The sequence below is a fragment of the Aliiroseovarius marinus genome (assembly GCF_004360145.1).
GTDB lineage: Bacteria > Pseudomonadota > Alphaproteobacteria > Rhodobacterales > Rhodobacteraceae > Aliiroseovarius > Aliiroseovarius marinus.
In genome coordinates this window covers 271,548-291,964 of record NZ_ML178712.1, presented here as the reverse complement: position 1 = coordinate 291,964, position 20,417 = coordinate 271,548, and the positions used below count along the sequence as shown (strand labels likewise).

Here is a 20,417-nt window from a genome sequence, read left to right as displayed (position 1 = left end):
TCAGGCAGTTGATTTCAGGGGGAGGATTCCGAGGGCGTCACGGAGCTTGTCTTCCGAGAAATCGTATTCGCCGAGCATGTTGATGTGTGCCCAGGCCATTGGGGCGTGTGCGGCAATCGTGCGCCGCAGGTTTTCTCTGGTTTCCTCATCCGGGGCCTTTTCGAGTTGGTGGGCGAGGTAGAGGTAGTTCCAACAGATGATGCTGTTTTTGATGAGGCGGTTGCAGGCCTCGGCGATCTCCTGTTCCTCTTTTTCGGCTTGGGTGAACTCGCGGGGATTGCCAACGGCGACGGCGCGGGTGAAGCGGTTGGCGAGTTCAACCTTGTTGAGTTGGCGCTCGATGGCCTGCCGCAGACTCAGATCATCGACATAGCGCAGAATGAACAGCGATTTGATGATCTGGCCGAAGGCTGAAGTGGTCCCAGGAAACTGGACAGTCAGCTAAGGTGTATCCCAAACCGTTGAAGGGATACGAGAATGGCGAAGCGCCGGAACTTTACAGACCAGTTTAAAGCCAAGGTGGCATTGGAAGCTCTGCGTGGTGATAAGACCGTGCAGGAGATCGCAGCGAAGCACCAGCTTCACCCAAACCAGGTCAGCACATGGAAGCGGCAGGCTATTGACGGGATGGCTGATGTCTTCTCGGGCGGCAAGCAGACAGCGCGGTGCCCGTCCGATGAACCCGCCCTGTTGCTTTTGGGTGGTGCCTGTTACGCTGCTTTTGCAGCGTAACGCCAGGGGAGGAGTTCGTCGAGACGTGTGATCTTGTGGTCGGCGATTTGGGCAAGGACCCATGTTAGCCAGGCTTGCGGATCGACGTTGTTGAGCTTTGCGGTCTCGATCAGGGTGAAGGCGATGGCCATGGCTTTGCCGCCGCCCTCGGATCCTGCGAACATCCAGTTTTTGCGTCCGATGGCTATGGGTTTGACGGCGCGTTCGGCTGTGTTGTTGTCCAATTCCAAATGGCCGTTCTCAAGGTATGGCCAAGCCTTTGGCATCCGGCCAAGGGCGTAGCGGATCGCCTGCGCGAGTGGCGATTTGCCGGAGATCTTGGGGAGCTGCGCATGTAGCCAGGCTTCCAGATCATCGAAGATGGGTGTGGCCCGTGCTTGCCGCAGCGTGACACGCGTTTCGGGCGATTTGCCGCGCGCATCCTTTTCCACGGCATAGAGTTCCGCGATCCGGCGGATGGCCTCCTCTGCGATAGCATTTCCCTGGGACGCAAAGACATCCACGAACTTGCGCCTGACATGCGCCATGCAGGCCATCTCATCGGCTTTACCGTCGCCAAACAGGCCGTTGAAGCCGGAGTACCCATCCGCATGAACCCAGCCCTTGTATCCCGCTAGGTGGCTGACGGGATGCTCTCCTTTGCGATCCACTGTGAACTGATACCACGCGCAGGGCGGGGATTGTCCCGACCATGGCCGCTCATCGCGCACATAGGTCCAGACCCGCGCCGTTTTGGTTTTTTTGTTGCCCGGCGCCTGCATCTTCACGGGTGTATCATCGGCAAAAAGCGCATCCCCACGTCGGACAATCCGCCCGATCTCATCAGCAAGTGGTTCCAGCAGAACTGTGGACCGACCAACCCAATCGGCCATCGTGGAACGATCCAGATCTACCCCTTCACGGGCGTAGATTTGGCTCTGGCGATACAAAGGAAGATGATCGGCGTATTTGCTCACCAGTACATGCGCCAACAAACCTGGTCCCGGCCTGCCACGCTCGATGGGGCGTGACGGTAGTGGCGATTGGACAACTGCCTCACAGCCCGCGCATGCTTTGCGCGGGCGAACAATCCGGTTCACCACAAAGCGTCCCGGCACGTATTCCAGTTCCTCGGTGACGTCCTCGCCGAGGGTCTTCAGCCTGCCGCCGCAGCGCGTGCAGTCCTCACCCGGGGACAGAACCTCGTCATGCCGGTCCAGATGATCAGGCAGCGGCTTGCGGCTGTGCTGGCGCGGGGTTTTGCCTTCAGTGTTTGGTATCTCAGGGCGCGGTTCAGATGCGGCCTCGGCAATCGCCTCATCTTCCTCAAAGGTCAGGTTGAGCTGATCCAGGCTCTCGGAACGGACACCAAATCTATGGCGGTTCTGTCCTGCCAGTTGATGTTTGAGCTTCTCGATCAAGAGCGCCTGCGACTTGACCTCATCCGCCAGAAGCCGGTTCACGGCCCGCAGTTCGGCAGGATCGTCTGGCGTGATATCGAGGTCCTTAAGCATCGCCGTTTCTATACCGGATCAGGGGCAAAACATGAATCCCGAAAGCGCTCAAGGTGCTGTATTTGTTGGGCTATCCGACCGTCAGAGGGCGCCAAGTCTTTTGCGGCATCCGCCAGTCGATCCCTTCCAAGAGCATCGATAGCTGTGCTGGCGTCACGCAGATTTTGCCATCCTTCGCAGCGGGCCAAACAAAGCGACCCTTCTCCAATCGCTTGCTGAACAGGCATGCGCCCTGTTGATCCCACCAGATGATCTTGAGCAGATCACCGCGTCGGCCACGGAACACGAACAGGTGCCCGGAATACGGATCAAGCTCCAGAACCTTCTCAGCCTGCGCCGCCAAGGTGTTGAACCCGCGTCGCATGTCCGTGACACCAGCCGCCAGCCAGACCCGCGTGTTGGAGGGAACCGGGATCAAACCGCCAGACCCTGCACCAAGCTGATCACAGAAGCCAGCGCTGTCGGCCCTTCGATCAAAATGCGCCGCCCATCCGACAGGGTGATATCAACCCGGCTGGCCGACAGAGGGCCAGATGGAGACGGCATTGACATGTCGATAGGTGCTGGTTTGCGGGCAACATCAGCCTCAATCTCAATCGGCAGAAACATCGCTTCTTGATCGGACACATCAGCCTCCGGCGCAAAGCGCGGGTCCTTAAGCCACTTGAAAATAAGGTTCGCGTTCACCGCATACCGCCGCGCAACTTGTGCGACCGACATCCCCGGCGTCGTCGCCTGCGCGCAAATCTCGCGCTTCTCTTCATCCGCCCAAAACCGCTTCTTCCGCCTGCTCATAGAGTGCCCCTAAGTGTCCACCATCGATGGTGGACACTTAGATGAATCTTCTCGACGCCGTTAGGTCGGGCTCAACGGACGCTCACGTTCTAGCCAACCCCATTGGGTGCAGATTTCTAACACAAAAACGACTTCGATGAGTTTTCTTGCAACCGAGAGTATTGGGTGCGTCAGAGTCTCATGCCGCTGCAAGTTGTGCGGCTTGGTTGATCGCGGGAACTTTCCCCATAGAGATGCTCGGCATTTCCGTTGGGCCTTTTTTCGAAAGATGAGCGTTGCGCGATGGCTCACTCGGCTGCGTAGGCCGCACGCGCTTCGATCACCTTCTCATGCCGCTCTGCTGCCCAGAAGAGCAGCGGTTTCAGGTGGCCACACAGCTCAGCCCCCAAATCTGTCAGCGCATAGGTCACAGACACTGGCGGTCCCGCGTCCACGGTGCGGGTCAGATACCCGTCACGCTCCATCTTGCGCAGGTTCTCGGTCAGGACTCTCTGGGTGATGTCGCCAACCTCGCGTTTCAATGCGCCAAACCGCAGGGGATCATCCTCCAACGCGAAGATGATCAGCATCTGCCATTTGCCTGTAACTTGCGACAGAACCTGCCGGACCGGGCAGTTGTCTGCCTCGTCTTTCGTAAGGGCGGTTACTTTGACCATACCTAGTTCCTAAATAGTGCGTAATTGATACTTGGTGCGAAAAGAATACCTATTCGAGTCAGAGAGAACAACTGATTCGAAAGGACTTCGACATGACCCCGACTGAAACCGTACTTGCTGCGCTGACTGCCTTGTTTGTGGACTTCGATCCGGACGCCGCAGGACAGCTGTTGAAAGAGGATTATATCCAGCACAACCCAACCGTTCCGACCGGTGCTGCGCCGATCTTGGGCTTCCTTCCGGCGCTGAAGGAAAGCGGGCTAAGCCCCACCGTGCACCGTGTCATCTCTGAAGGTGATCTGGTGGTCCTGCACGTGACTTATGATAATGCGCAGGCGTTCGGCGCTGAGACGCAGGTCGCTTTTGATGTGTTCCGTGTGGAAGACGGCAAACTGGCCGAGCACTGGGACAACCTGCAAACCGCCGTGCCGGCAGATCAGACGGCCTCGGGCAACACGATGACGGATGGCGTAACCGAGGTGACGGATAAGGAAAAGACCGCCGAGAATAAGGCGCTGGTCGAAGGCTTCCTTGCGGATGTGCTCTATGGTGCAGCGCCTGAAAAGATCACTGACTATATTTCGACCGAGACCTACATCCAGCACAACCCGATGGTGGGCAACGGGCTGGAAGGTCTGGGCGCCGCACTCCAGGCCATGGCCGAGTCGGGCAACGCAATGAAATACGAAGAAACCCACATGGTTGTTGCCGATGGCAACTTCGTCTTCACCGCATCGGAAGGAAAGCTGGGCACGCAGGACACCGCGTTCTTCGATCTGTTCCGTGTGGACGGTGGCAAGATCGTCGAGCATTGGGACACGATTTCCGAGATCCCTGCCGAAATGGCCCATGAGAACGGCAAGTTCTAGACGTCACGCCATGAAAAAAGCCCCGGCGTTTCCACCGGGGCTTTCTGTTTAGAGAGACGAGGGCTTAGTCTTCGTCTTTTTTCTTTTTCGGTTCCGGAGCGATCTCTTCGCCGGTTTCCTGATCGACGACTTTCATCGACAGGCGAACTTTGCCGCGGTCGTCGAAGCCAAGCAGTTTGACTTTGACTTCCTGCCCTTCCTTCAGAACGTCCGAAGGATGGTTTAGGCGGCGGTTTTCGATCTGGCTGACGTGCACAAGGCCGTCGCGCTTGCCGAAGAAGTTCACGAAGGCGCCGAAGTCGACGATCTTCACAACTTTACCGGTGTAGATCGCGCCTTCTTCCGGCTCGGCGACGATCGCGTGGATCATCTCGTACGCCTTGGCGATGGCTTCGCCGTTCGGCGATGCGATCTTGATCACGCCGTCGTCGTTGATGTCGACCTTGGCGCCCGACACTTCAACGATCTCGCGGATGACCTTACCGCCCGAGCCGATCACTTCACGGATCTTGTCGGTCGGGATGTTCATGGTCTCGATGCGCGGCGCGTGGGCCGAGAATTCCTGACGGCCTTCGGTCAGGGCTTTGCCCATCTCGGCCAGGATGTGCATACGGCCATCCTTGGCTTGTGCCAGGGCTTTCTCCATGATCTCGGGCGTGATGCCTGCGACCTTGATGTCCATCTGCAAGGACGTGATGCCGTTTTCGGTACCAGCCACTTTGAAGTCCATGTCACCCAGGTGATCTTCGTCACCCAGAATGTCGGTCAGAACAGCATACGAACCGTCATCTTCCAGGATCAGACCCATGGCCACACCAGCAACCGGAGCCTTCAGCGGAACAGCGGCGTCCATCATGGACAGCGAGCCACCACAAACCGACGCCATCGAGGACGAACCGTTCGATTCAGTGATCTCGGACACCAGGCGGATGGTGTAGGGGAAGTCGGTGGCCGACGGCAGAACAGCCTGCAGCGCACGCCATGCCAGCTTGCCGTGACCGATTTCACGACGGCCCGGAGGGCCAAAGCGGCCAACCTCACCAACCGAATACGGAGGGAAGTTGTAGTGCAGCAGGAAGTTCGACTTGTAGGTGCCGGTCAGCGCGTCGATCATCTGTTCGTCGTCGCCGGTGCCCAGAGTGGTCACAACCAGACCTTGGGTCTCGCCGCGGGTGAACAGGGCCGAACCGTGGGTACGGGGCAGGATGCCAACCGAGCTGTCGATGGCGCGGACAGTGTCCAGTGCGCGACCGTCGATACGCTTGCCGGTTTTCACAACGTCGCCACGGACAACAGCCGATTCCAGCTTCTTCAGAGCGGTGCCGAGGTTTGCGTCCTCTTGCTGCTCTTCGGTCAGCGATGCGATGATCTCTTCCTTGGCGGCAGCAACAGCGGCAACGCGTTCCTGCTTGTCGGTGTTGCCATATGCAGCGCGGATCTTGTCTTCGCCAGCGGCTTTGACAGCCTCGTACAGCTCCGAGTAATCAGCAGGCTGGAAGTCGAACGGTTCGTTCGCAGCTTCTTCGGCCAGTTCGATGATCAGGTCGATCACCGGCTGGATCTGCTCGTGGGCGAACTTCACGGCGCCCAGCATCTCGGCTTCCGACAGTTCGTAGGCTTCCGATTCCACCATCATCACGGCGTCTTTGGTGCCGGCTACAACAAGGTCCAGACGCTGGTCCGGGTTGTTGCGCAGATCGTGCATGTCGTCGCAGGTCGGGTTCAGGATGTATTCGCCATCCTCGAAACCAACGCGGCAAGCGCCGATCGGGCCCATGAACGGAGCGCCCGAAATGGTCAGAGCAGCCGAGGCAGCGATCATCGCAACCATGTCGGGGTCGTTAACCAGGTCGTGCGACAGCACGGTGCAGATTACCAGAACTTCGTTTTTGAAGCCGGGAACGAACAGCGGGCGGATCGGACGGTCGATCAGGCGCGAGGTCAGCGTCTCTTTCTCGGTCGGACGCGCTTCACGCTTGAAGAAGCCACCGGGGATTTTGCCGGCAGCATAGTATTTTTCGTTATAGTGAACCGTCAGCGGGAAGAAGTCCTGACCGGGCTTCTGCTGGCGCGCGAAGGTCACGTTGGCCATGACAGAGGTTTCGCCCAGAGTGGCGATAACCGAACCGTCGGCCTGACGGGCAACCTTGCCCGTTTCCAGAGTGAGGGTTTCTTCGCCCCACTCCATCGATTTTTTAGTTACGTCAAACATCATGTTTTCCTAGTTGGAAGCACTCCCGGCCCTCCGGGTCTTCCGTTTTCGTGGTGGCCCCATTGCCACCGACCCCTCTACCTTTTTCATGCGCCGGGGTCGAAGCGTCACGTCTCAGATGCGTGCGCCTTACAGGAAAACAAGGGGTTTGGAAAGCAAAACCGTTAGCGCTGCTGCGCGCCTAGCTGTGGCGGCGGCGCGGGTGCTTTGTGATGCCAAAGGCCTTGCGGGCGGTGACAAGGCGCAGATCCTCGGGGTCCATGCCCATCGACAGGATGGTTTCGCGGTCGAAGCGTTCGCGGGCAACCTGCGCGTCGTGCTTGGTGCCGAACAACCGGTCGATCCAGTTCATGCCAAAGCTGACATGGAAGGTGGCCTCGTGATCTTGAAAGTGATGCGCCAGATGGGTGCGCGTCACGCGTTGTCCGAACCAGCCTTTCGGCACGTTCAGATGCGCCAGCGTGTGACAGTATTCATAGAAGGTGAAAGCGCTGACCGAGCCGACAAACAGCGCCACATAGGCAAACAGCGCCGCCGGTCCCAGCCCCAGAACGGGCCACAGGACAAGCGTGTGCAGAACGAACGAGATCGTGCCGAAGCGCAACGGGTACCAGTGATCGCCGCCAGTGAAGAACTCGGGATCGTTCGGGAACTCGTGATGGCCGATATGGCTGCGGTAAAGTTCATTGAACACGCCCTGATCGGTGGGCGGCTCGCGGTGTAGAAGGAAGCGGTGCATGGCATATTCGACGAAGAACTGCGCCAGCACGCCATAGGCGATGGCCAGCAGAAGCCATGGCGTGAACCAGATCCCCAGCACAATCAGGCCCGAAAGCCAGAACGGAAACAGCCGTTGCAAGCTGCCCATATTCATTAGGACGCGGATGGTTTCTATCATCGTTTTCTCCTCACCTGACATAAGGTGAGCGATGACCGCCGGTCATTTCAAGCCAGACCACACGTAAAGCAGTGGGTGTGTTTGGGGCGGCTTCACAAAAGAAAACGCCCGCCTTTTGCAAGACGGGCGCTTCTGTCCAAATGGATCCGGTCTTAGCGACGCAGACCCAGACGCTTGATCAGGTCCTGATAGCGTGCTTCGTCTTTCGCACGGGTGTAGTCCAGCAGCTTACGACGCTGGGCAACCATTTTCAGAAGACCACGGCGACCGTGGTTGTCTTTCTTGTGCGTTTTGAAGTGCTCGGTCAGGGTCGCGATGCGCGACGACAGGATGGCAACCTGAACTTCGGGCGAACCGGTGTCGCCTTCTTTGGTGCCGAATTCCTTGATCAGGCGGTTCTTTTCTTCAGCAGTAATCGACATCGGGGTCTCCTTCGTAGGTTAGAGTGGATGGCGCAGGCCGGGATGTCGTCCAGCAAGGCCCATGGAGATACCCGCCATTTTCAGGCGGATGGGGGCGTATAGAAGGATTCTGCGTTAAACGCAAAGGAAATCGCCAAGATCCTTATTGCGCGGGTGGGGCGACCTGAATTTCCTCGATGATCTGGCTAGCCCAGTCGCCCAGTACGGGGATGAAGTCGATCGAGCCCAGCATATAGATCACCCAGGACACAAGGATCGTGGCGCCCAGCACGGACCCCAGACCAAAAGCCAAACCGCGATACAGTTGAAACATGCCCAGTTTGAACAGGCTGTCATGCAGGCGAATGAAGCGGTGGTTGTTCATCCGCTCGACTTCGGCCCGTAGGGCGCGCACCTCGAGCGAGAGCTGTTCCTCGCGCTGGGTCAGCGGGTCTGTCGCGTCACTGTCCTTTTCTGACATCACTCGATCCTTATTTTGCGCTGCCGTCTGAGCGTTAACACTTTGTTAACTTTTAATTTAATTAAACTTGTCGGCAAATTCCAGTCGAAGAATGCGTGGTGTTTCATACATTCGCAAGCGGTGATCAGCATCATTGTGACGGATGTTATGCGGGCAAGTAAAGACAGGCGGCGTATCGAATGCTTTTTGGGTTATTGTTTCTAAGCCTCCTGCCGGTGGCAGTGCTGGCAGATAGCTTCACCAATGATGTGGGTGGCGATCTTGAAGGAAACGGGGGCGGGTCCGACGATGATGATGTGGGTGGCGGCACGACTCCCATGACGGGCGTTCTGACCCCGAATGGCGGGCTGGGGGATGGAGACAGCCCTGACAAGGATCAGACCTTGTTGGATCAGCTTCTAGGTACCGAAACCGATTCCCATTATGGGCGCGAAGATTTGGATCACTTTGTATCCGGAACGACCGAACATGTGCTGACCGCTGGGGATGATGACGTGACCCTTGGCGCATCTGGTGCGGGTGCGGATCCGGGGGCGATCACGACTTTCCGGGGAACGGCTGTCGTGACGGGCGATGGATCGGTTGACGTGGTTGATGCGGGTGCGGGCGATGATACCGTCCGGGCTAGCGATGACGCAGCCTATGTGTTTGGCAATGACGGGGACGATACGATCATTGCGGGTGACGGAGCGCTTGCAGCCTATGGTGGGCAGGGCAATGACAGCCTGGACGGATCGGACAGCATCGATAGCTATCTGGATGGCGGCACAGGCGACGACGTTCTGACGGGCGGGGACGGAGATGACCAGCTTTTCGGCGGCGGGCATGAACACGAGTTGTCAGGCGATCTGGATGCCACGGATAACGACATTCTGGATGGCGGTGACGGGGATGACGTCCTGAAGGGCGGGCTTGGTGAGGATTGGCTGATCGGTGGTGATGGCGACGACGTGATCGATCACTTCGGCCATGCCATGGAAGAAAGCGGTGCCGAGCAGCACGACTATGCTTGGCACAATGACCATGCATCTGATGTATTGGACGGAGGAGACGGGAACGACACATTGATTTTCGGGGCCTCGGATGTGGCAACCGGCGGTGACGGCAACGATATCTTCTGGCTGTATCCCGATGGTGAAGATGGAATGCCGGTCGCTCAGGTGACCGATTTCGAGACGGGACGCGATTTCCTACGCATCTCATTGGACGAGGAAGAGGGACACGCGGATCTGACCTGCGAGGTGCGCCCCTCGGATGATGGAAAAGACGGCGTGGTCACGGTTGGTGGTCAGGTGGTTGCCATCCTGCAAGGCGCTCCGGATGCGACCGTGCACGACGTCTATGTTGAAGTTCGCGAGAATATTTTCGCTTAAGCAGCGCGGTTAGAACCAGCGTTCCGGTTGTTGGGCATAGGCGATGTAGAGCGGATGCTTCGGGTGCCCATCCTTGGTTAGGCCCAAGTGAAATGTCGGCTGGCTGGTTTGCCGAAGAAGCGCTTCAACTTCCGGCCCGCGCGACAGATGTGCGCCATGGGTGCCCCAGCCGCAGATAACCTGATCGGCCCAGGGGCAACTGTCCAGAATGGCGGCGTCATTCGCCGGACCTACAGGATCCACCGCCGCCCGCATCTTGCGCGGATCGGTGTCACGCCATGCGAAAATATTGGTCACCCGAAACGCCCCAAATCCCAGTGTTCGGGCACGGCGTTCGCAGCGCTCGACCGTCGGATCGTTCTGCACTTCCGTCGCGGTGGACGGGTTCAACATGATGAACAGCGCCTTGCGCCCGGCGGGCTCCCACACACGCGTCAGCGTATAGCGGTATTTTTCGCAATCCGAGTAAACGGCCGTGGAATGGGCGTCGCCCTTTTGAAATTCGCGCGTGATCATAGATGCTTTCTGAGGCGATAGCTGACCCTTGGCAACCCCTTGCGTTGCCGCAAATTTGGACGGAAGGTGAAAGAAAACGGAGCAGATCATGCTGATATCCGAAGTGATCCGTAAGAAACGCGATGGCGAGATTCTAAGCGACGCTGACATTACCGCGATGGTCAACGGCATCGCTCAGGGTGGGGCGAGCGACGCACAGGTCGCAGCCTTCGCGATGGCCTCTTGGTTGAAGGGGCTATCACCGGACGAAACCGCCGCACTGACCTTGGCGATGCGCGACAGTGGTGATGTGTTTCGCTGGCCAGACACGCCCGGCCCCGTCGTGGATAAGCATTCGACCGGGGGCGTGGGTGACAATGTCAGCCTGATGCTCGCACCCATTCTGGCGGCGTGCGGAGCGTACGTTCCGATGATCTCGGGCCGCGGATTGGGGCACACGGGGGGTACGCTCGACAAGATGGACGCCATCCCCGGCTATACCTCGCAGCCGGACAACGCGCTGTTTGACCGGGTCGTGCGCGACGTTGGCTGTGCCATCATTGGCCAGACAGGAGACCTCGCCCCCGCCGACAAACGCCTTTATGCGATCCGCGATGTAACGGCGACGGTGGAAAGCATCCCGCTGATCACCGCGTCGATTCTGTCGAAGAAACTGGCGGCGGGGCTGGAATCGCTGGTGATGGATGTGAAATTCGGCAACGGAGCGTTCATGTCGAATTTTGACGATGCACGCGATTTGGCGGCGTCCATCCAGCGCGTTGCGCAATTGGCGGGGCTCAAGTGCCACGCGCTACTGACCGATATGAACGAGCCCTTGGCGGATGCCGCAGGTAACGCCGTCGAGACGCTGAATGCGATTGAGTTCCTGACCGGCACGCGTCGCACAGCTCGGCTGGAGGAGGTCGTGACAGCCTTGTGTGCTCAGATGCTCGTCGCGTCGGGCGCTGAAACGGACCGGGCGGCGGCCGCGAGGCGCGTGCGCGATGTGTTGGAGAGTGGTCAAGCCGCCGAGAAGTTCGGGCTGATGGTGGCCGCGCTGGGTGGTCCGTCGGATATCGTGGACCGTCCCGAAGCTTATCTGGCCCAAGCGCCGGTGATCACCGAACTAAGCGCGACTGAAGCGGGACATGTCAGCGCCATTGACACCCGCGAGGTTGGGCTCTGCGTGGTCGAGCTGGGTGGGGGTCGACGCCGCGCAGCCGACAAAATTGATCCGGCAGTGGGCCTGACGCGGTTGGCACCTCTGGGGGCGAAGCTGGAAAAAGGCGATCCGATTGCGGTGATCCACGCGGCCTCGGACACGGATGCCGAGGCCGCGAAGGCGCAACTTTTGGCGGCCTACCACTTCGGGGACGCACCGACGCCCGGCCCCGTGGTTGCCGAGATCCTGACCTAAGCGCCCGCCCGTGCCGTAGGCACGGGCCACCCCCAACCAGCGCGGCCCGATAGGGTTGGCGCTGGGCGGGAGAACTTTGCCGTTAAATTACAGGCCCAGCACGTCCAACATGCTGTATTCACCCGGCTTTTTGTCTTGACCCCACAGCGCAGCCTTCACCGCGCCACGGGCGAAGATAGCGCGGTCGGTGGCCAGATGGCGCAGCACGATGCGTTCGCCGGGCGCAGCAAACATCACGTCATGCTCGCCCACGATGTCGCCACCACGCACCGCGTGAAAGCCAATATCGCCGCGTTTGCGGGCGCCGGTGATGCCATCGCGACCACGGTCGGACACGTCAGCCAGATCGACGCCACGCCCTTCGGCGGCGGCTTCACCCAGCATCAACGCGGTGCCCGAGGGCGCGTCGACCTTGTGGTGGTGGTGCGCTTCGATGATCTCGATATCGAAATCCTCGTCCAGCGCGGCGGCGACCTTTTTGGTCAGCTGCGTCAGCAGGTTCACACCAAGGCTCATATTGCCAGCGCGCACGATGGTGGCGTGACGGCCAGCCAGCGCGATCTTCTCCAGATCTTCATCGGTCAGGCCAGTGGTGCCGATGACGTGGACGGCGCGGGCTTGGGCGGCGATCTCGGCCATGTCGACGGTTGCGGCGGGTGCGGTGAAGTCGATCACCGCTTGCGCTTTCGCCATGGTTTCCAGCGCGTCATCGGTCACGGCAACACCCACGGGCTGGCCGCCCATGCATTCGCCCACGTCGCGTCCGACCCAGTCATGGCCGGGGCGTTCCAGTGCTCCCACAAGGCGTGCCTTGTCATTGGCAAGTACTTCTTTGATCAGCATCTGGCCCATACGGCCCGAGGCTCCCATCACTACAATGCCCGGCAAATCGCTCATGTCTGGTCTCCGAATTTCGTTTGGGGGTGTCTAACCCGAGTGCGCCCGCTTGGCAAAGCCCTGTTGCGCCCAAGCGCATCAAGGAATACATGGCGGATATGGCAAAGAACCGTTTTGAAGACCAACGTGGCCCCAACCAGCGCCAGCTGCGCGTGGCTGAACTGATCCGCCGGACCCTGTCCGAAGCCCTGATGCGTGGCGATGTGCATGACCCTGACCTGTCGCGCATGTCCATCACCATTGGCGAAGTGCGCGTGACTGCGGACCTGTCGATTGCGACCGTCTATGCGCTGCCCTTGGGCGGCAAAGGAGGGGACGAGGCCGTGAAGGCTTTGGCCCGCAACAAGGGCGAGCTGCGCCGCATTGTTGGCCGCGCGATCAAGATCAAGCACACGCCCGAGCTGCGCTTCATGGTGGACGAGACGTTTGACCAGATGGATCACACGCACCGCCTGTTGCAACAGGAAGATGTGCAGCGTGATCTGCGCAAGTCGGACGACGAGGCCGGAGAAGACTAATGGGACGCCGCAAAAAGGGGCGCGATATCCACGGCTGGCTGGTCGTGGATAAGCCCGCTGGTATCAGCTCGAACGCCGTTGTGAACAAGGTGCGCTGGGCGATGGATGCGAAGAAGGCGGGCCATGCGGGCACGCTTGATCCGGAAGCGACCGGCGTTTTGGCCGTGGCTTTGGGCGAGGCGACGAAGACCGTCCCCTATATCACCGACGCGCTGAAGGCTTATGAGTTCACCGTGCGGCTGGGGCAGGCGACCAACACCGATGATGCCGAGGGCGAGGTGATTTTGGAAAGCGATGCCCGCCCCTCGGACGAAGATATTCAGGCTGCTTTGGCGCAGTTTACCGGCGACATCATGCAAGTGCCGCCGAAGTTTTCCGCCGTAAAGATTGATGGCGAGCGGGCTTATAAGCTGGCCCGCGATGGCGAGGATGTGGAAATCGCCGCCCGCCCGTTGTGGGTTGAAGAGCTGGTGATGGTGTCTCGCCCGGATGCCGATCACGTCACGCTGGAAATGACCTGCGGTAAGGGCGGATACGTCCGCTCGATCGCCCGTGATCTGGGCGAGGCGCTGGGCTGTCATGGGCACGTGCGCAATCTGCGCCGGATTTGGTCGGGGCCGTTTGACGCGGAAGATGGTGTGACCATCGAGCTGATCGAAGAGCTGGCCAAAACCGGAGAGCTGGACGCCTATCTGCGCCCGCTTGAGGAAGGTCTGCAAGATCTGCCCGAGCTGAAAGCCAGCGCCGAAGGGGCGACGCGGTTGAAACACGGCAATCCCGGCATGGTTCTGGCGTCAGACGTGGAATATGGCGACGAGGCCTGGGCGTCTTATGAAGGCAAAGCGGTTGCGGTCGGCACCTACCGGTCTGGCGAGTTGCATCCCAGCCGGGTGTTCAACCAGTAGCGCTCCCGCGCCTTTATGACCTGACGGTCAACAGGCTTGGGGGTGGCCGCGCTGACGCGCGGCGGATTTCATGCCTTCGGCGAGGATATTTCGGGCAAGAAAATGCAGGCGTGAGGCCATCGATCAAAAGTCGATGGCGATGCCTTTCTTTTCCCAATCTCCGAAACGGACGGGTTCGGGGCCGTCGCGGCCTCCGTATTCCTTGGGTTGGGCTTTGGCCTCGGCTTCCGCTTTCTTGCGGCGCTCTTCCGCTTCGGCCAGCGCGCGGATGGCGGCGGGGGGAAGCTCGCGCTTCGGGGTCTCGGGCGCAGCTTCTTTCGATTGGTCGGCCTTGGGGCTATCGTCTGACATGCGGCGCTCCTTGTTTCGGTGTTGGGGATGATATAGGGCGCATTGCAGCGAAACGCAAAGGACGTGAGATGAGCAACCCGAAAGACGTGCGGCATGTGGTGGTGGACCTTCTGGATGATGTCACCGTGGAAAAGCGGCTGTTGTCCGAGGCTTTGCCGAAACGTCTGGCGAAGCTACCGGCCGAAGATCGCGCGCGGGCGCAGCGTTTGGTGATGCAGACCCTGCGGGGCATGGATCGTTGCGACCGGATGCTTGGGCCGTTTCTGCGCCAACGTCCTGTGCCACGTGTGTTGAACATTCTGCGGCTGGGCGTGGCTGAGATTTGCAATGGCGGGGCTGCGCATGGCGTGGTGAATGCCTGTGTGGAGATCGCGAAGGCGCAGGTTGAGACGGAGCATGCACGCGGTTTGGTGAACGCTGTTCTGCGCAAGATCGACCGCGAGAAAGCCAAGTGGGACACGCTGCCCATCCCGCGTCTGCCCAAGTGGCTGCGCAAGCCCTTGCTGGCGGATTACGGGAAAGAGGCCGTGGCCGCGATGGAGGCTGCGCAGTTCGCGGGCGCTCCGGTTGATTTGACGGCGAAGGGTGATGCTGCCGCGCTGGCTGTGGCCGTGAAGGGCGAGATGTTGCCAATGGGGTCGGTGCGTTTGGCGGATGCCGGGCAGATCACCAACCTTCCGGGCTATGCCGAAGGCGATTGGTGGGTGCAGGACGTTGCCGCCACTTTGCCCGCCAAGGTGTTGGACGCGCAGACAGGCGAAACGGTTTTGGACATGTGCGCCGCGCCCGGTGGTAAAACCATGCAACTGGCGGCGGCGGGAGCCAATGTCACCGCGCTGGATGTGTCCGAAGGCCGGATGAAGCGGGTGGAAGAGAACCTAACCCGCACCAAACTGGCAGCGGAACTGGTCACGGGTGATGCGCTGGAATTTGAAGGTGGGCCGTTTGACGCGATCCTGCTGGATGCGCCCTGTACTGCCACCGGCACCATTCGCCGTCACCCCGATTTGCCTTACGCCAAAGATGGCAGCGAGTTTCCGGGGCTGTTCGAGCTTCAGGAATACATGATTGACCGGGCGCTGGGGCTTCTGAAGCCCGACGGACGTCTGGTCTATTGCACCTGTAGCCTGCTGATCGACGAGGGCGAGGAACAGGTGCGCGATGCCTTGGCCCGTCACGAGGGGCTGGCGGTTGATCTGGACGCGTTGCGCCTGCCCGGTGTGGAGGCTGACTGGATCGGCCCTGAAGGGCTGCGGTTGTTCCCGCATTATATGGCCGATCAGGGCGGCATGGACGGGTTCTTTATCACCTGCCTGCGCCGGAAATAATCACGCGCCCATGATTTCGCCATGACAGGCGCAGGCCGTCTTGGTATGCTTTGCCAAAGCCCACTTAGAGGGGCAGGTCGAAACGACCACGAGCAAATGACATGAGGCGAGGCGCGCTGTGGCTCCACAGATCGGTTCTTCCGGGTTAGGCACCCGATTTTCAAATCGTTGGCACGCAAAACGGGCGGCGCGGGCGCGGCCTGCGGCGGGGTTTGTGTCGCAACCGGAACCGCGCACGATCGGATCCTTTGCGCGCGGCAAGCAGCTTTTGGCGGGCAATTTCCTGTTCGCGGGCCATCTGGTGAATGCACCGGATCACATGTTGTGGGACATCCCGCCGCCCAATCCTGCTTTCATTGAAGAGACTCAAGGTTTTGCGTGGTTGGACGACTTGGCCAGCGTTGGCGACGCCGAAGCGCGGGAGCGCGCCCAAGAGTGGGTGTTTGGTTGGATTGCCGCCTATGGAAACGGGCGCGGCGAAGGCTGGACCCCGGACTTGACCGGGCGGCGTCTGATCCGCTGGATCAACCAAGCGCTGTTCTTGATGCGAGGTATGTCGTCCGAGCAGAGCAGGTGGTTCTTCCGATCGCTGGGTCAGCAAACCTTGTTTCTGGCGCGTCGTTGGCGCGGCGCGACACCCGGTCTGCCGCGGTTCGAGGCGCTGACCGGCCTGATCTATGCTGGGTTCAGCCTGACCGGTGTCGATGTCCACGTGGATGGTGCCATTCGCGCTTTGGCGCAGGAGTGCACCGATCAAATTGATGATCAGGGCGGCATCCCGACCCGGAATCCTGAAGAACTGCTGGAAGTCTTCACCCTTCTGAACTGGGCCGCGCTGACCCTGCGCGAAAGTGGGCGTGAGCCTGAACCTGCCCATCTTGAGGCGATCAACCGGATCGCGCCAACCTTGCGCGCGCTGCGCCATGCGGATGGCGGGCTGGCCCGCTTTCACGGCGGTGGGCGCGGGCTGGATGGCCGTTTGGATCACGCGCTGGCAAATTCAGGCGTGCGAGCCGGTGTGAACGAGGGGTTGGCGATGGGCTATGCCCGTCTGTCCGCCGGACGCACCAGTGTGATCATGGACGGCGCGCCGCCGCCTGCCGGGAATGCCTCGGCCAATGGGCACGCGTCGACCTTGGCGTTCGAGATGACTTCGGGTCGGCGCCCGGTGATTGTGAACTGCGGAACCGGCGTGCAATTTGGGCCGGAATGGCACAAGGCGGGGCGCGCCACGCCGTCCCATTCCGTGATGGGTGTGACGGGTATGTCGTCGTCGCGGCTGTCTGCACCACAGGTGCTGGACGGGATCGAGCGGACCTTCTTGGCGCAGACCCCAAAGCAGGTGCCGCTGGAGCGTGTGGTTGGGGTCGGAACCAACGGCGTTGTCGCCGCCCATGATGGCTATGTCGCGACCCACGGCCTGACCCATATGCGCAAGCTGGAGCTGAACGTGACGGGGCGCGAGCTGTCAGGTGAAGACACACTGGCCGCTGTCACGGATGCGGATCAAGAGGCGTTTGATCGCGCGCTCGACGACACATCCCTGCAAGGCGTGCCCTTCACGGTGCGATTCCACCTCCACCCCGAGGTCGACGCGACCCTTGATATGGGCGGTACGGCGGTGTCTTTGGCGCTGCGATCCGGCGAGATTTGGGTGTTCCGCTTCGAGGGACGCGGTGAACTGATGCTGCAAAGCAGCGTTTATTTGGAAAAGTCGCGTCTGAAGCCCCGAAAAACAAAACAAGTGGTTCTCTCGGGCGTCGCAATGGACTATGCGACACGCATCCGCTGGACGCTGGCCAAGGCGCAAGACACCCCAACGGTCTTGCGTGACCTTGAAACGGGCGACCAGTCGGAGCTGCCAAGTTAACAGACTTCAGGCCTTGGGGGGCCAACTGACATGACCGACCTTCATCCCGTGCGCCGCGCGCTGATTTCCGTATCCGACAAGACCGGCCTGATCGAATTGGGCCAGGCGCTGGAAGCCCGCGGGGTCGAGATCCTGTCGACTGGCGGGTCCGCCAAAGCCCTGCGCGACGCAGGTGTCGCCGTGAAAGACGTGGCTGACGTCACCGGCTTTCCTGAGATGATGGACGGCCGCGTCAAGACGCTGCATCCGATGGTGCATGGTGGTCTGCTGGCGCTGCGCGACAACGACGCGCATGTGGCCTCGATGGAGGAACACGGCATCGGCGCGATCGACCTGCTGGTGGTGAACCTCTATCCGTTCGAGGAAACTGTCGCCAAGGGCGCCGACTATGACACCTGCATCGAGAACATCGACATTGGTGGCCCGGCCATGATCCGTGCTGCGGCCAAGAACCATGCCTTTGTGAACGTGATCGTGGACGTACAGGACTATGATGCGCTGCTGGCTGAGCTGGACGGCAACGAGGGTCAAACCTCGTACGCGTTCCGCCAGCATCAGGCCCAGATCGCCTATGCCCGCACCGGAGCGTATGACGCGGCTGTGTCGTCGTGGATGGCAGGTGCTCTTGAACTGGAAGCCCCGCGTCGTCGCGCCTTTGCGGGCGAGCTGAAACAGACCCTGCGCTATGGCGAAAACAGCCACCAGAAAGCGGCGTTCTATACCGACGGCTCGAACCGTCCCGGTGTCGCGACCGCGACCCAGCTGCAGGGCAAGGAACTGTCCTATAACAACATCAACGACACCGACGCTGCCTTTGAACTGGTTGCCGAGTTTGACCCCGCCGTCAGCCCTGCCGTTGCCATCATCAAGCACGCCAACCCCTGTGGTGTGGCCCAAGGCGCGACGCTGGTCGAGGCCTATCAGAAGGCATTTGACTGCGACCGTACTTCGGCCTTTGGCGGCATCGTTGCGCTGAACCAGCCGTTGGATGCGGAAACCGCCACCAAGATCGTCGAGATCTTCACCGAGGTCGTGATCGCCCCCGGCGCGTCGGACGAAGCCAAGGAAATCTTCGCGGCGAAGAAGAACCTTCGCCTGCTGCTGACCGACGGTCTGCCCGACACCCGCGCACCTCTGACCGCTTACAAGCAGGTCGCTGGCGGTGTTCTGGTGCAGGACAAAGACGTGGGTTATGTCGGCATGGACGACCTGAAAGTGGTGACCGAGAAAGCGCCGACGGACGAACAGATGAAAGACCTGCTGTTCGCGTGGAAAGTCGCCAAGCACGTCAAATCGAATGCCATCGTCTACGTGAAAGACCAAGCCACCGTGGGCGTGGGTGCCGGTCAGATGAGCCGTCTGGACAGTGCCAACGTCGCCGCCTCGAAGGCCGAACGTATGGCAGCCGAACTGGGTCTGGACGAAAGCCTCGCGAAAGGCTCGGCCGTCGCATCGGATGCGTTCTTCCCGTTCCCCGACGGTCTGCTGGAAGCGGCCGCCGCTGGTGGCACCTGCGTGATCCAGCCGGGTGGTTCGATGCGCGACAAGGAAGTGATCGACGCGGCGAACGAAGCCGGTCTGGCCATGGTCTTCACCGGCATGCGCCACTTCCGGCACTAAGCCCATGATGCGCGTGATTGGCATATCCGCACTGGTTGCGTTCCTGCTGGATCAGCTGACCAAGTATCACGCGCTGTATGTTTTGGATCTGGACCGCGTCGGCGTGGTCCAGATCTGGCCGCCCTATCTGGTCTATCAGATGGGCTGGAACACCGGCATCAACTTCGGCCTCTTTGGTGGCGCGGACCCAAGCGTCACCCGCTGGATCTTGATCGCAATCGCCCTAATCATTGCGATCTGGGTCGTTTGGTGGGTCGTGAAAGAACAGGTCGGGAAGCTGGGCCAGATTTCGGCCGGGTTGCTGGTTGGCGGTGCGCTGGGCAATGTTGTGGACCGCATCTATTACGGCGCGGTCGTCGACTTTCTGAACATGTCTTGCTGCGGAATCCGGAACCCGTATTCCTTTAACGTCGCGGATATTTTCGTCTTTGCGGGCGCCATCGGACTGGTTCTTTTCGCCTCGTCCAACAAGACCCCGTGACGCGGCTTTCCAGATGGGCTAATAAACCCATAGATTACCTTGGGGATTGGACGTGGAATGCGTGTTTCGTCTGTTAAATTTCTGACTATTGGCGCCCTTGTTCTTGGGCTTTCCGCTTGTGCCGACCGTGAACCTTCGCTGATGAACATGCGCGCTTCGCAGGATGGTCCGGACGAGTTCGCGATTCTGCCGACGAAACCCCTGCAAGAGCCGAAAAACTATACCGACCTGCCGGCGCCCACACCGGGTCAGTCGAACCTGACCGATCCGACACCGCAGGCCGATGCGATTGCTGCGCTGGGCGGCAATCTGGGATCGGGTAAGCTGCGTCGCGGAGAGGGCGCGCTGGTTAGCGCGGCCAGCCGTTACGGCGTGTCGGCAAATATCCGCGAGGTTCTGGCCGCGTCAGATCTGGAATGGCGTAAAGACAACAAGGGCCGCGTGCTTGAGCGTTTGTTCAACGTGAACGTCTATTATCGCGCCTACGAGGCGATGCACCTGAACCAGCACCTTGAGCTTGAGCGCCTGCGTCGTCTGGGCATCTGGACCCCGGCGGCCCCGCCCGAGGTGGTGACCGATCGCTAAACTGTTCAGAATGGGGCCTTCGGGCCCTATTTTGTTTTGG

22 protein-coding genes and 1 pseudogene are annotated in these 20,417 nt (G+C 60.2%); 11 read left to right on the top strand and 12 right to left on the bottom strand.

Annotation, left to right across the window (positions count from 1 at the left end; translation table 11 throughout):
- Positions 1–354, bottom strand: coding sequence for a Tn3 family transposase (locus tag EOL43_RS15625; protein ID WP_420867491.1), 354 nt, complete (start codon positions 352–354; stop codon positions 1–3).
- Between the two features lie 123 nt (positions 355–477).
- Here EOL43_RS15625 and EOL43_RS15620 point away from each other — a divergent pair.
- Positions 478–613 (top strand): annotated as a pseudogene (locus EOL43_RS15620) (transposase); the annotation flags it as partial.
- A gap of 97 nt (positions 614–710) precedes the next feature.
- On the opposite strand, the gene tnpC reads toward EOL43_RS15620, so the two are convergent.
- From tnpC to EOL43_RS01515, 4 genes are all read right to left on the bottom strand, one after another.
- The gene (gene tnpC / locus EOL43_RS01530; RefSeq protein ID WP_133485018.1) at positions 711–2,225 is read right to left on the bottom strand and encodes an IS66 family transposase; all 1,515 of its coding nucleotides are present in this window, start codon (positions 2,223–2,225) and stop codon (positions 711–713) included.
- A gap of 70 nt (positions 2,226–2,295) precedes the next feature.
- On the bottom strand, positions 2,296–2,643 hold the full coding sequence (gene tnpB, locus EOL43_RS01525; protein WP_133485017.1) for an IS66 family insertion sequence element accessory protein TnpB: 348 nt from the start codon (positions 2,641–2,643) through the stop codon (positions 2,296–2,298).
- The gene (gene tnpA / locus EOL43_RS01520) at positions 2,640–3,020 is read right to left on the bottom strand and encodes an IS66-like element accessory protein TnpA (protein ID WP_133485016.1); all 381 of its coding nucleotides are present in this window, start codon (positions 3,018–3,020) and stop codon (positions 2,640–2,642) included. Before tnpA ends, tnpB begins: the two co-directional genes overlap by 4 nt.
- A 287-nt stretch (positions 3,021–3,307) precedes the next feature.
- Positions 3,308–3,676: a winged helix-turn-helix transcriptional regulator gene (locus EOL43_RS01515; RefSeq protein ID WP_133485015.1), complete on the bottom strand. Its 369-nt coding sequence runs from the start codon at positions 3,674–3,676 to the stop codon at positions 3,308–3,310.
- A 92-nt stretch (positions 3,677–3,768) separates the two neighbouring features.
- Between EOL43_RS01515 and EOL43_RS01510 the strand changes: the two genes are divergently transcribed.
- Complete coding sequence (locus EOL43_RS01510) at positions 3,769–4,545, top strand: nuclear transport factor 2 family protein (protein ID WP_133485014.1); 777 nt, start codon at positions 3,769–3,771, stop codon at positions 4,543–4,545.
- A gap of 64 nt (positions 4,546–4,609) precedes the next feature.
- Here the strand turns inward: EOL43_RS01510 and pnp are convergent, their stop codons facing one another.
- The 4 genes from pnp to EOL43_RS01490 form a co-directional block, all read right to left on the bottom strand.
- A complete protein-coding gene (gene pnp / locus EOL43_RS01505; protein WP_133485013.1) occupies positions 4,610–6,757 on the bottom strand; it encodes a polyribonucleotide nucleotidyltransferase in 2,148 nt (715 codons plus the stop codon).
- A 181-nt stretch (positions 6,758–6,938) separates the two neighbouring features.
- Positions 6,939–7,655 carry a sterol desaturase family protein gene (locus tag EOL43_RS01500; protein ID WP_133485012.1) on the bottom strand — a complete coding sequence of 239 codons (717 nt, stop codon included), beginning with the start codon at positions 7,653–7,655 and terminating at the stop codon, positions 6,939–6,941.
- A 152-nt stretch (positions 7,656–7,807) separates the two neighbouring features.
- Positions 7,808–8,077, bottom strand: a complete 270-nt coding sequence (gene rpsO, locus EOL43_RS01495; protein ID WP_133485011.1) for a 30S ribosomal protein S15 — start codon at positions 8,075–8,077, stop codon at positions 7,808–7,810.
- 142 nt (positions 8,078–8,219) lie between these two features.
- Positions 8,220–8,537: a DUF5665 domain-containing protein gene (locus tag EOL43_RS01490; RefSeq protein ID WP_240686422.1), complete on the bottom strand. Its 318-nt coding sequence runs from the start codon at positions 8,535–8,537 to the stop codon at positions 8,220–8,222.
- Between the two features lie 179 nt (positions 8,538–8,716).
- On the opposite strand from EOL43_RS01490, the gene EOL43_RS01485 reads away from it, so the two are divergent.
- Entirely contained in the window at positions 8,717–9,910 is a 1,194-nt protein-coding gene (locus EOL43_RS01485; protein ID WP_133485010.1) for a calcium-binding protein, read from the top strand.
- A 9-nt stretch (positions 9,911–9,919) separates the two neighbouring features.
- Here the strand turns inward: EOL43_RS01485 and EOL43_RS01480 are convergent, their stop codons facing one another.
- Positions 9,920–10,426 carry a DUF1643 domain-containing protein gene (locus EOL43_RS01480; protein ID WP_133485009.1) on the bottom strand — a complete coding sequence of 169 codons (507 nt, stop codon included), beginning with the start codon at positions 10,424–10,426 and terminating at the stop codon, positions 9,920–9,922.
- An 88-nt stretch (positions 10,427–10,514) separates the two neighbouring features.
- Here EOL43_RS01480 and deoA point away from each other — a divergent pair, with 88 nt between their 5' ends.
- Complete coding sequence (deoA, locus tag EOL43_RS01475) at positions 10,515–11,822, top strand: thymidine phosphorylase (protein WP_133485008.1); 1,308 nt, start codon at positions 10,515–10,517, stop codon at positions 11,820–11,822.
- Between the two features lie 87 nt (positions 11,823–11,909).
- Here the strand turns inward: deoA and dapB are convergent, their stop codons facing one another.
- Positions 11,910–12,719 carry a 4-hydroxy-tetrahydrodipicolinate reductase gene (gene dapB, locus EOL43_RS01470; RefSeq protein ID WP_133485007.1) on the bottom strand — a complete coding sequence of 270 codons (810 nt, stop codon included), beginning with the start codon at positions 12,717–12,719 and terminating at the stop codon, positions 11,910–11,912.
- A gap of 98 nt (positions 12,720–12,817) precedes the next feature.
- On the opposite strand from dapB, the gene rbfA reads away from it, so the two are divergent.
- Together rbfA and truB are read left to right on the top strand one after the other, a co-directional pair.
- Entirely contained in the window at positions 12,818–13,237 is a 420-nt protein-coding gene (rbfA, locus tag EOL43_RS01465; protein WP_133485006.1) for a 30S ribosome-binding factor RbfA, read from the top strand.
- On the top strand, positions 13,237–14,142 hold the full coding sequence (gene truB, locus EOL43_RS01460; protein ID WP_133485005.1) for a tRNA pseudouridine(55) synthase TruB: 906 nt from the start codon (positions 13,237–13,239) through the stop codon (positions 14,140–14,142). The genes rbfA and truB overlap by 1 nt, the downstream gene beginning before the upstream one ends.
- A 123-nt stretch (positions 14,143–14,265) precedes the next feature.
- On the opposite strand, the gene EOL43_RS01455 is transcribed toward truB, so the two are convergent.
- The gene (locus EOL43_RS01455; RefSeq protein ID WP_133485004.1) at positions 14,266–14,493 is read right to left on the bottom strand and encodes a DUF1674 domain-containing protein; all 228 of its coding nucleotides are present in this window, start codon (positions 14,491–14,493) and stop codon (positions 14,266–14,268) included.
- A 68-nt stretch (positions 14,494–14,561) separates the two neighbouring features.
- Between EOL43_RS01455 and EOL43_RS01450 the strand changes: the two genes are divergently transcribed.
- The 5 genes from EOL43_RS01450 to EOL43_RS01430 all read left to right on the top strand — a co-directional run bounded on the left by EOL43_RS01450 (position 14,562) and on the right by EOL43_RS01430 (position 20,377).
- Positions 14,562–15,821, top strand: coding sequence for an RsmB/NOP family class I SAM-dependent RNA methyltransferase (locus EOL43_RS01450; protein WP_133485003.1), 1,260 nt, complete (start codon positions 14,562–14,564; stop codon positions 15,819–15,821).
- Positions 15,822–15,939: 118 nt separating this feature from the next.
- The gene (locus EOL43_RS01445) at positions 15,940–17,691 is read left to right on the top strand and encodes a heparinase II/III family protein (protein WP_133485002.1); all 1,752 of its coding nucleotides are present in this window, start codon (positions 15,940–15,942) and stop codon (positions 17,689–17,691) included.
- 30 nt (positions 17,692–17,721) lie between these two features.
- Positions 17,722–19,311, top strand: coding sequence for a bifunctional phosphoribosylaminoimidazolecarboxamide formyltransferase/IMP cyclohydrolase (purH, locus tag EOL43_RS01440; protein ID WP_133485001.1), 1,590 nt, complete (start codon positions 17,722–17,724; stop codon positions 19,309–19,311).
- A 4-nt stretch (positions 19,312–19,315) separates the two neighbouring features.
- Positions 19,316–19,792, top strand: a complete 477-nt coding sequence (gene lspA / locus EOL43_RS01435) for a signal peptidase II (protein WP_338068758.1) — start codon at positions 19,316–19,318, stop codon at positions 19,790–19,792.
- Positions 19,793–19,933: 141 nt separating this feature from the next.
- Positions 19,934–20,377, top strand: coding sequence for a DUF3035 domain-containing protein (locus EOL43_RS01430; protein WP_338068757.1), 444 nt, complete (start codon positions 19,934–19,936; stop codon positions 20,375–20,377).
- Positions 20,378–20,417 lie beyond the last annotated feature (40 nt).

Excerpts from the sequence above, each read along its gene's own strand:
- tnpC (WP_133485018.1), bottom strand. The coding sequence starts at position 2,225 with ATGCTTAAGGACCTCGATATCACGCCAGACGATCCTGCCGAACTGCGG.
- tnpA (WP_133485016.1), bottom strand. The coding sequence starts at position 3,020 with ATGAGCAGGCGGAAGAAGCGGTTTTGGGCGGATGAAGAGAAGCGCGAG.
- EOL43_RS01515 (WP_133485015.1), bottom strand. The coding sequence starts at position 3,676 with ATGGTCAAAGTAACCGCCCTTACGAAAGACGAGGCAGACAACTGCCCG.
- EOL43_RS01510 (WP_133485014.1), top strand. The coding sequence starts at position 3,769 with ATGACCCCGACTGAAACCGTACTTGCTGCGCTGACTGCCTTGTTTGTG.
- pnp (WP_133485013.1), bottom strand. The coding sequence starts at position 6,757 with ATGTTTGACGTAACTAAAAAATCGATGGAGTGGGGCGAAGAAACCCTC.
- EOL43_RS01500 (WP_133485012.1), bottom strand. The coding sequence starts at position 7,655 with ATGATAGAAACCATCCGCGTCCTAATGAATATGGGCAGCTTGCAACGG.
- rpsO (WP_133485011.1), bottom strand. The coding sequence starts at position 8,077 with ATGTCGATTACTGCTGAAGAAAAGAACCGCCTGATCAAGGAATTCGGC.
- EOL43_RS01490 (WP_240686422.1), bottom strand. The coding sequence starts at position 8,537 with ATGTCAGAAAAGGACAGTGACGCGACAGACCCGCTGACCCAGCGCGAG.
- EOL43_RS01485 (WP_133485010.1), top strand. The coding sequence starts at position 8,717 with ATGCTTTTTGGGTTATTGTTTCTAAGCCTCCTGCCGGTGGCAGTGCTG.
- EOL43_RS01480 (WP_133485009.1), bottom strand. The coding sequence starts at position 10,426 with ATGATCACGCGCGAATTTCAAAAGGGCGACGCCCATTCCACGGCCGTT.
- deoA (WP_133485008.1), top strand. The coding sequence starts at position 10,515 with ATGCTGATATCCGAAGTGATCCGTAAGAAACGCGATGGCGAGATTCTA.
- dapB (WP_133485007.1), bottom strand. The coding sequence starts at position 12,719 with ATGAGCGATTTGCCGGGCATTGTAGTGATGGGAGCCTCGGGCCGTATG.
- rbfA (WP_133485006.1), top strand. The coding sequence starts at position 12,818 with ATGGCAAAGAACCGTTTTGAAGACCAACGTGGCCCCAACCAGCGCCAG.
- truB (WP_133485005.1), top strand. The coding sequence starts at position 13,237 with ATGGGACGCCGCAAAAAGGGGCGCGATATCCACGGCTGGCTGGTCGTG.
- EOL43_RS01455 (WP_133485004.1), bottom strand. The coding sequence starts at position 14,493 with ATGTCAGACGATAGCCCCAAGGCCGACCAATCGAAAGAAGCTGCGCCC.
- EOL43_RS01450 (WP_133485003.1), top strand. The coding sequence starts at position 14,562 with ATGAGCAACCCGAAAGACGTGCGGCATGTGGTGGTGGACCTTCTGGAT.
- purH (WP_133485001.1), top strand. The coding sequence starts at position 17,722 with ATGACCGACCTTCATCCCGTGCGCCGCGCGCTGATTTCCGTATCCGAC.
- lspA (WP_338068758.1), top strand. The coding sequence starts at position 19,316 with ATGATGCGCGTGATTGGCATATCCGCACTGGTTGCGTTCCTGCTGGAT.
- EOL43_RS01430 (WP_338068757.1), top strand. The coding sequence starts at position 19,934 with ATGAACATGCGCGCTTCGCAGGATGGTCCGGACGAGTTCGCGATTCTG.